Annotated in this window: 10 protein-coding genes and 1 tRNA gene; 9 read left to right on the top strand and 2 right to left on the bottom strand. The window is 69.9% G+C overall.

From position 1 onward, the window contains the following. Positions 1–67: 67 nt before the first annotated feature. Positions 68–697, top strand: a complete 630-nt coding sequence (locus RWP81_RS12005) for a GntR family transcriptional regulator (protein ID WP_314456401.1) — start codon at positions 68–70, stop codon at positions 695–697. An 81-nt stretch (positions 698–778) separates the two neighbouring features. Further along, positions 779–854, top strand: a tRNA-Met gene (locus RWP81_RS12000). 49 nt (positions 855–903) lie between these two features. Here the strand turns inward: RWP81_RS12000 and RWP81_RS11995 are convergent. Next, positions 904–2082, bottom strand: a complete 1179-nt coding sequence (locus RWP81_RS11995) for a site-specific integrase (RefSeq protein WP_314456399.1) — start codon at positions 2080–2082, stop codon at positions 904–906. Further along, positions 2075–2758, bottom strand: coding sequence for a helix-turn-helix transcriptional regulator (locus tag RWP81_RS11990; RefSeq protein WP_314456397.1), 684 nt, complete (start codon positions 2756–2758; stop codon positions 2075–2077). The genes RWP81_RS11995 and RWP81_RS11990 overlap by 8 nt, the downstream gene beginning before the upstream one ends. A gap of 122 nt (positions 2759–2880) precedes the next feature. Here RWP81_RS11990 and RWP81_RS11985 point away from each other — a divergent pair, with 122 nt between their 5' ends. From RWP81_RS11985 to RWP81_RS11955, 7 genes are all read left to right on the top strand, one after another. After that, positions 2881–3087 (top strand): helix-turn-helix domain-containing protein, encoded by a 207-nt coding sequence (locus RWP81_RS11985; protein ID WP_314456395.1) that lies wholly within the window; start codon positions 2881–2883, stop codon positions 3085–3087. 86 nt (positions 3088–3173) lie between these two features. Then, positions 3174–3728: a hypothetical protein gene (locus tag RWP81_RS11980; protein WP_314456393.1), complete on the top strand. Its 555-nt coding sequence runs from the start codon at positions 3174–3176 to the stop codon at positions 3726–3728. 324 nt (positions 3729–4052) lie between these two features. After that, positions 4053–4655 (top strand): hypothetical protein, encoded by a 603-nt coding sequence (locus RWP81_RS11975; protein WP_314456391.1) that lies wholly within the window; start codon positions 4053–4055, stop codon positions 4653–4655. A 226-nt stretch (positions 4656–4881) separates the two neighbouring features. Then, positions 4882–5280, top strand: a complete 399-nt coding sequence (locus tag RWP81_RS11970; RefSeq protein WP_314456389.1) for a hypothetical protein — start codon at positions 4882–4884, stop codon at positions 5278–5280. 112 nt (positions 5281–5392) lie between these two features. Then, positions 5393–6721 carry a phage major capsid protein gene (locus RWP81_RS11965; RefSeq protein ID WP_314456387.1) on the top strand — a complete coding sequence of 443 codons (1329 nt, stop codon included), beginning with the start codon at positions 5393–5395 and terminating at the stop codon, positions 6719–6721. Continuing rightward, entirely contained in the window at positions 6721–7317 is a 597-nt protein-coding gene (locus RWP81_RS11960) for a hypothetical protein (RefSeq protein WP_314456384.1), read from the top strand. The genes RWP81_RS11965 and RWP81_RS11960 overlap by 1 nt, the downstream gene beginning before the upstream one ends. A gap of 194 nt (positions 7318–7511) precedes the next feature. Next, entirely contained in the window at positions 7512–7838 is a 327-nt protein-coding gene (locus RWP81_RS11955) for a WhiB family transcriptional regulator (protein ID WP_314456382.1), read from the top strand. Positions 7839–8143 lie beyond the last annotated feature (305 nt).

The following is an 8143-nucleotide window of genomic DNA, read 5'->3' as shown; positions in this document are numbered from 1 at the left end:
CGCCGCGGCTGGACGCAGCGGTGCCGGTAGTGACACTCGCGCCTCGGCGGCCCCCGACCGCGCCACCGTGGACTCCCCCGGCCCCCGTGCGGCCGATCTCGTCGCTGACGCCGTGCGCGCCGGCATCCTCTCCGGAGACCTCGCCCCCGGCACCCCGCTGCGCGAAGAGGAACTCAGCGCCGCGCACGGTGTCTCCCGTCACACCGCCCGCACGGCGTTGACGCGTCTCGCAGCCGAGCGCCTCGTGACCGCCGAGCCCTACCGCGGCGTGCGGGTCTCGCTGCTCGACGACGACGCGCTCGTCGCCCTGCAGCAACTGCGGTGTGCGCTCGAGACCGAAGCGCTGCGAATCGTTCGCGACCGCGGCATCCGACCCTCCGACGTCGATGAGGCACTCGACGACCTCGCCACCGCCGAAGCCTCGGGCGACTGGCCCGCCACGCTCGCCGCGCACGCACGCGTGCACTTGGCGCTCGTCGCCGCGGCGGGGTCTCCGCGGATCGCGGAGGAGTACCGGCGCCTCGACTCCGAGATGCACCTGCTGTTGACACACGTGCGACCCGCCTACGCGAGCGGTTCGCTGACGGCCGAGCATCGCGCGTATGTGGACGAGGCGCTGGCCGACCCCGAACACGCCGTGCGGGCGCATCTCGAGCACTCGACACGGGCGATCATCGACGGTCGGCGAGGGGGCTGAGCGCCACATGACGACACACCGCGTCACTTCTCGCAACGCCCGCGCATCGCTCTCGTGACCGGGGTTAGCGTGGGGGCACATCGCGGCGATCCGGGCGGTCCCGGGCCTCGGCTCATAACCGAAGGCGTGGCGGGTTCGACTCCCGCCGTCGCGTCCACTCACAAGGCCATTGTTGGCCCGGAATCCCGCGATTGGACGGGGCTCCGTCACCGCCCTACGGCTCGGTTTGGCCACGGAATGGCCACAACTGCCTCAGTTCGAGCCCGATCGAGTGCGTCTGCGACGGCCCCGAGATCCTCATCGAACAGGTCGGCGTACACGTCAAGGGTCATGGCCGCGGACTTGTGGCCGAGCATCCGCTGCACGGCTTTGACGTTCGCACCGGAAGAGATCGAGAGCGACGCAGCTGTGTGTCGCAGATCGTGGATGGTCATCCGAGGCAGGCCGGCAGTCTCGAGGGCCGTCAGAAACCACGATCGCGACGATTCGCTCGTGCGGGGCCGCACGACGTGCACCAATCCCTCTCCGAATAGCAGCGCGTCGCGGGTCTTGCCCTCGCATAGCTTCGCGATCGGCAGGCTGAGGAACGCCGGGTACGGCACGACTCGCCGCGCGTGCGTCTTAGGCGTGCCGACGTGGATCTCGGAGCCGACCTTGACGGCGTTCTCCTGCACCGACAGGCGTCGATTCAGTGCGTCTACGTCCCGCACGCGCAGACCGGTGAGCTCGCCCCATCGGAGACCCGTGTAGGCAGCCGTGAGAATGAGCGTCCCGTTCTCACCCGCGTGCCGCGCGAGCCGGTCGACGTCGTCGTGCGTGAGGTACACGTGCGCCTTGCTGACCTTCCGCGGCATGTTGTCGAGCCCTCGCGCGACGTTCCGGCTCACGCGACGGTCTCGCACGGCGATATCGAGCACGGACGCGAGAACGCCGTGAGCGCGCAGCACGACCGTGGCAGACTTCGGTCGACTAGCCTGCGCGGCCGTGCGAGCCGACTCTTTTCGAGCCGTGGGCGCAGTGCCGTCGGACAGCTGCTGCACCCACTCGCGCACGGCGCTGTGCTGCACCCCAGCGACGGCGGTCGCGCCCCATCGTGGCTCGACGTAGACGCGCCAGGCGTCCGCGGTAGCCCGGTAGGTGGACGGTTTCAGGGCCGCCTCTTTGTCGCGCAGCCAGTCGCGGCCGAGATCTCCGACGGTGACTCGCGCCGCCGCTGGGTCGACGTACTCGCCGCGGTCTTTGGCACCCTCGACGGTACGCAGATAGCGCTCGGCGTCGGCCTTGCGTTCGAAGCCACGTTTCTGGCGGCTCTGATGGTCGGGGGTTCGCCAGCGGACACGGTAACGCTTACCCGCAGCGGTTGCGTACGGCTCGACGCTACCCATCGGCGCGGCTTGCTCGTGCTGCGGTCGGAATCACGGCGTCGAGCGCCGCTACGAGTTCCCTCGTCGCGTGCCCCCGAGCCTGAGGGGTGTCACTGACGGCGAGTTGTTGAGCTCGACCGTCCAAGCTTGTGCCCCACTCTCGCCAGGCCCACAGGATCACTAGCTGCGGGTCGACGCCCAGTCGCTTCGCGGCGCGTTTCTCGGCAAGCGTTGCACCGCGGGCTGTCAGGTCAGCAACCTCCACCATCGTCATTTTGGGTGGTACGCCTTGCATGAACCGAGCGACTCGCTCGGGGTCGTAGCTCCGCTCGAATGCGGCCCGCTCTGCATCCGGGACCACGGCGCCCACCTCAGCCGCACCTAGGCCGTGGCCATCCGAGAGCAGGCCAGAGATCGTGTCAACGGACGCACTCCAACGCTTGGTCACGGGCACGAGCGAGTCACCGACGAGAGTGCGGACGGTAGTCAGGGAGAACGGACCCACCGTGTTCATGGCTAGCGCGATGACGATCAAGGTCGAGAGGTCGACCGGCAGTGTCCCGGATTCGAGCTCACTCACCCGCGAGGCGGTCCAGTTCAGCCCATAGGCGCGGCCAGCGCGCGCGAATTCGTCTTGCGTGATGCCGTGCGCGACTCGATACTCGCGAACCTTCTGGCCAACCGTTACAGAGAGCATGTTTCTGATCGTATCGGCATCAAGTGTCCAGATTCAACGGATATCCGACTTGACACGGACGCAGGCGACCCCTCAGACTCAAGTCGAGCATCCAAATATAACGGATACCTGAGGAGGGCCGCATGACGGACGACGAAGCGCTGAGCGACTACGTGCCGGATGACCGCGCAGCTGAGTTGCTCCACGTATCGAAGGCCGCGCTGCGGCAGTGGCGATACGAGGGGCGAGGCCCGCGCTATACGAAAGCCGGACGCCGCATCCTCTACTCGAAACGTGAGCTTGTGCGCTGGCTTGAGGCGAATGAGCGACAGGGAACGGCCGTGGCTTGATGGGCCGGCCGAGCGAGACGAACAAAAAAGCCCCCGTAGCTGGTGGAACAGCTGCCGGGGGCGTAGCACCTACGAAAGGCACTGAGATGACAGACGCTACGGTACACCCCGGAGCCGACGACGCAAACTCGCTCGGTCTGCCGCTCGACGAGATCCGGGAGTGGGGCATCGTCGTGCGCCACCTGCTGGCCGAGCACGGCGCCCCGATCCTGTCGACGGATGACCCGCGATTCGCGAGCCTCGGCGAGTCGCGCCTTGCCCGGTTGGTGGGCGGGCACTTCGGGGCGCTTCTCGCCGAGGATTGGTTCTGGCACGTGTTCGATCAGCGCCCGGCGTTCCCGTGGGATGGCCCGGCATGGTCGACTCGCACCCCCCGGTACTCGCCCGGGGGCTACGAAGAGGTGCAGGTCATCTTCGAGCGGCGCGTCGAGTCGGCCGGTGTCATTGCCCGCGCGCAGCTGCTCGTGTCAGTCGATTTCGAGACCGGGGAGGTAGCGGTCGATCAGAACGTCGAGGTTCAGACGGGCCGTGACGGAGAGAACGACTTCTGGGGGTCTGTGGAGGACGCCCGCGCTCACATCGCGGCACTCTCCGCGGTGCTCGACGCGCTGGGTACGTCCGGTGGGGTGGTCGGCGATTGACCCGGCCACGTACGGCGACGTTCTACGCCGTGTACTGGGCGCGCGAGCGCGTGCTGAAGGTCGGGATCACCTCATCCGAGTTCCGACGATTCAGCGGCCTGACGGCGACGGGCGGGCGTGTGGTGTTCATGCGTCGCCGTGTCCCGCTGATCGGCGAGCGGGACGCGCTGCGCGTGCTGCGCGCCCGGTTCGCTCGAGCGTTCGCTACGGAGCAGGAGGCAACTCGCCTGCTGCCGGGTGGACGCGGTTTCACGGAGGCATTCACCGTTCCGGGCGAGACGTACATCTCCGCCGTCCGCCTCGCGATCAAGGAGCTAGACAAGTATGACGTTCGGCCGGCAGAGGGCAGTCCCGCCCGACCTGTGGACGGACGAACGCCTGATCGAGCTTCCGGTGCCGGTGAAGTGGACGGCGATCAGCCTGCACATGTTCGCGGACGATCACGGGCGTCAGACGCGCCGCGACTGGATGCTGCGCCGCGCTGTGTACCCGCAAGACGAGCTCAGCCGCGAGGAATTCGACTCGCACCTGCTGGCGCTCGCCGAGGCGGGGTGGATCGTGCTCTACGAGGTGGACGGTTCCGAGGTGTATCAGGTCTCCGGGTGGCCGTCGACCTCGCACGCGAAGCCCTCGAAATTCCCCGCCCCGCCCCTACCGGAGAACCGCCAGCAGTCTGCCGGCAGCTTTCCGGCAGGCCGCCGGGTAGAGGAGGAGAGAGGGAGAGAGAGCGAGAGAGGCGGCGAGAGCCGGGAGGGAGAGACCTTCCAGCAACCCACCGCCGGACCGCCATCCGCCTTCTGCCGCCGCCACCAACCCAACGGAGTCGAAGCACCCTGCCGAGACTGTGGGACAGCGCGCCTGGCATCCGAGGAGTGGTGGAGACGAAACCCCGACGGCATCGAACGCACCGACCGAGAAGACGACTGACCCATGCCCCAGCACCTCACCCCCACCCCTACCGGGGCGACGCCGTGAGCGCCGCGTACGCCGACCTCGGCGGCGGCCTCGGCGTCCCGTCGGCTGTCGTGCCCCGACTGGCCCGGCCCGCCGTGCAGCGCGTCCCCGCCCCTCACCGTTGCCGGTTCGACTCGGCGAGCGGCTGGTGCGGCTGTGGCCGCCGCGATGACGGAACGATCGCCGAGGGCTCCCCGGCGTGGCGCTCGAGAGCGGTCGCCGCGTGAGCCGCCGCGGGGCGCTCTCGCCGGATGACATGGCCGCCCGCCGCCGAGACACCCGCCGCCCGTTCGGCGAGCAAGTGGAGGGATTCGGGCACGCGCAGCTGGCAGCCCAGCCTTCATATCGGCGGTTTCGGGAGGCGCTGGCCGACCTGGTCGACGAATGCGACGCGCCCCTCGGCCGGCTGCTGTCTGACGTGCGGCACGCGGCCATTTCCAGCCCGTTCGGCGCGATCTGCGAGGAATGCCGGGCGACGGTCTGGCCGAGCCGCGGTAACCGGCGCGGGGCGCGTTTCGTGGGGCAGTACGACTGTGCATGCGGCCGATCGTTCACCGCGGCGCACGACATCGCAGACGTCGACTGGCCGAACGGCTGACATATGAGCTTCCGCCGCGGATTGCGGCGTGATGGACGGCAGAGCCGGTGCGAGATGCGCCCGGCAGGCAGACAGATCGATCTGAGCAACACACGCCCTTGGAGGCAACCGAATGACGACAATCAACCACCTGCGCGACGCCGAGAACGCCCGCGCCAAGCACTTCCGCGAGCTCGGCGGCGAAGGCCTGGCCGCAATCGCCGCGAACCGCGCGTTCACCCCCGAAGAGCGCCAGCAGTACCAGGACGTCGAGCTCGCCATGCGTGAGCACGACATCCGTATCGACGCCCTGTCGCGCCAGCTGGACGCCGACCAGCGCGCCGCCGACTTCGGGGCCGATATCCTCGGCGGCGGCGACCGCAACGCGAGCAAGGAATCCGAGTGGCGCAACCTCGCCACGGGTGAGCGCGCCGCGCTCGAGCCCGGCGAGAGCATCCGCAATCACCCGGCCTTCGAGCGCGCCCAGGGCACCGGAGACGCCGCCAGCGCCGCCGAGGCGAACTACGGCACCCTCGGCGCGATGATCCGCGCCCTGGCGGTCGGCGGCACCGGATCGGCGCTCGTGCCGACCACGTGGGCCGGACAGCTGATCGACCTCGCCCGATCCGAGTCGGTCGTCGCGCAGGCGAAGGCGACCATCGTCCCGATGGACGCTGGAACGGTCAAGATCGGCCGCCAGACAGGCGACCCGACCGCCGCATTCCGCGCCGAGGGAACGGCGATCACGCCGTCTGACCCGACGTTCGACAGCGTCACGCTCGAGGCCAAGACCATGAGCGCGATCGTCACCGCATCGATCGAGTGGTGGCAGGACACCCCGGGCGCTGACGCGCTCGTGACGAACGCCCTCGCGCAGGCCATCGGGGCCAAGCTCGATCAGGTGGCCCTCTACGGCGGCACCACGGCTGGCGCGGGTGCGATCAACCTGCCGACCCCGCCCAACCCCCGCGGCATCCTCGCGGCGCTGCTCGCCCTGCGCGCCGCGAACGTGCTCGGCACCGGCCCGGCCAACGGCACCACGCCGTCGGTCGCCTCGGGCTACTGGAACGAGATCCTCGACGCCGTCTACACCGTTCGCGACGCGAACGAAGCGCCGACGGCGGTCGTGTGGTCGTCCAAGCTCGAGCGTCAGTACGCCCGCGCCGTCGACACCACGGGCCAGCCCCTCGGCGTGCCCGCCGCGCTCGCCGACGTGCCCCGCCTGCGCGTGAACAGCGTTCCCAGCTACACCAAGGGCACGCTGAACACCGCCACGGATGCATTCGTGGGCGACTTCCGTCAGCTGCTCATCGGCCAGCGCCTCGGGATCACCCTGCAGCCCCTCCCGGAGCTCTACGCCGCCGAGGGCAAGTACGGCGTTCTCGCCACCTGGCGCGGCGACGTCGCGCTCGCGCGCACCGGGGCATTCTCGGTGTACCGCTCCCTCGCGGGCGCCGCGTAATGGGCATGCGCTTCCACCGGCACCCGCGCACCGGCCGTTCCGAGATCGCTCGTCGATACGAGTTCCCGCTACCCGGTAGCTCGATCAGCGACCCCGCTACGGTGCAGGTGGAAGCGCGGCTCGTCGCCGACGACCCTGAGGCGAGGCCGATCCCGCTCGACGCGAACGCGTGGGGCAGGCCCACGATCGGCCCGGACGACCGCGACGGCATGGTGTCGGTGTCATGGTCGACGCGAGCGGGCACGGTCGGACCCGACACGTTCCACCTACTCGAATGGTCGGGATACGTCGCCGACGGGGCGCACACGGCCGGCCTCTACCTCTTCGAGTACACCGACGCCGCCGGGGCCGTTGTGAGCGTGCCGAGCAGCATCGTATCCGGCTTCGACCTCCCCGACGGCGTCGACTGGCGCGTCACGCGCACGACGCAGTCGGTGACGTGGCTCGACGGCGAGCGGGTGCCCTTCTGGGGCATCGTGCAGGCCTTCGAGCCCGTGCAGGAAGCGAACGCCCGCATCCACGACGCCCGAGCCGGCACCCTTCCCCGCGATGCCGACGCGGTGCCCTACTTCGGCGAACGCGCGCACCGCATCTGACCCACAACGGGCGTCAACCTCACCGCACCCCGGATAGCACCGGACCTTTCTCCCGGAGGGGACGCGGAAAGGAAGGCGGCGAGCCCCGACCCCTATCGCTAGGGGCTGAGACCCGCCTGCGCCCCACAGAGCGCCCCGGCTGCACACACGCAGCCGGGGCGCTTCTCACATCAACCCACCCCCCTGAGGAGACCGTGACCGAGAACGCCGCCGAGCCGGCCGAGATGCGCTTCGACACCGTCGAGGCTCTCGAGGCCTACCTAGCCGCCACCAACCAGCCCACGAACGCCCCCGGCGACACGCAGCTGCGCATGCTGCGCCACGCAATGCAGGACACTCCCCCGGCGTGCCGCGACGATGAGCGGTTCGTCGCCGACTACCTGACCGCGCAGCACCGCGTCGAGCTCGGCAGGATCTGCCGCCCGTGCCCGCTGCGCAACCAGTGCCGCGCGTACGCAACGCGCGCCCGCCCCGAGGCTGGCTTCTGGGCGGGACAGATGTACGACCAGCCCACCGGGTAGAGCAGACAACGCCGGGGGTGGGGGTGGCACCCTGGCCCCGCCCCCACCCGTGCGGGGCAGGGGGCGAGGGGCCGGGCACCACCCGCCCCGCCCCGCCCGTGGGGCTACCCCCACCACGCGGCGAGGGGCAGCTACCCTGCTCTACCGCTGACGCTGTGTCCTCTCGCGCTGTGGTCAGCGAACAGATGAAGCGATCGTGTGATGTGACCGCAGGGCAAGGGCGCACCCACCCACACCGTGGGCCCCCCCGACCCCCCCCCCCCCCCCCCCGGGCCCCCCCCCCCGCGCCCCCCCCGACAGAGGGA

Source organism: uncultured Microbacterium sp., from assembly GCF_963521695.1.
In the GTDB taxonomy this organism is placed as follows: domain Bacteria; phylum Actinomycetota; class Actinomycetes; order Actinomycetales; family Microbacteriaceae; genus Microbacterium.
The sequence above is the reverse complement of the archived record's forward strand: the minus strand, read 5'-3'. Positions and strand labels throughout refer to the sequence as shown.

Excerpts from the sequence above, each read along its gene's own strand:
- RWP81_RS11995 (WP_314456399.1), bottom strand. The coding sequence starts at position 2,082 with ATGGGTAGCGTCGAGCCGTACGCAACCGCTGCGGGTAAGCGTTACCGT.
- RWP81_RS11990 (WP_314456397.1), bottom strand. The coding sequence starts at position 2,758 with ATGCTCTCTGTAACGGTTGGCCAGAAGGTTCGCGAGTATCGAGTCGCG.
- RWP81_RS11985 (WP_314456395.1), top strand. The coding sequence starts at position 2,881 with ATGACGGACGACGAAGCGCTGAGCGACTACGTGCCGGATGACCGCGCA.
- RWP81_RS11980 (WP_314456393.1), top strand. The coding sequence starts at position 3,174 with ATGACAGACGCTACGGTACACCCCGGAGCCGACGACGCAAACTCGCTC.
- RWP81_RS11975 (WP_314456391.1), top strand. The coding sequence starts at position 4,053 with ATGACGTTCGGCCGGCAGAGGGCAGTCCCGCCCGACCTGTGGACGGAC.
- RWP81_RS11965 (WP_314456387.1), top strand. The coding sequence starts at position 5,393 with ATGACGACAATCAACCACCTGCGCGACGCCGAGAACGCCCGCGCCAAG.
- RWP81_RS11960 (WP_314456384.1), top strand. The coding sequence starts at position 6,721 with ATGGGCATGCGCTTCCACCGGCACCCGCGCACCGGCCGTTCCGAGATC.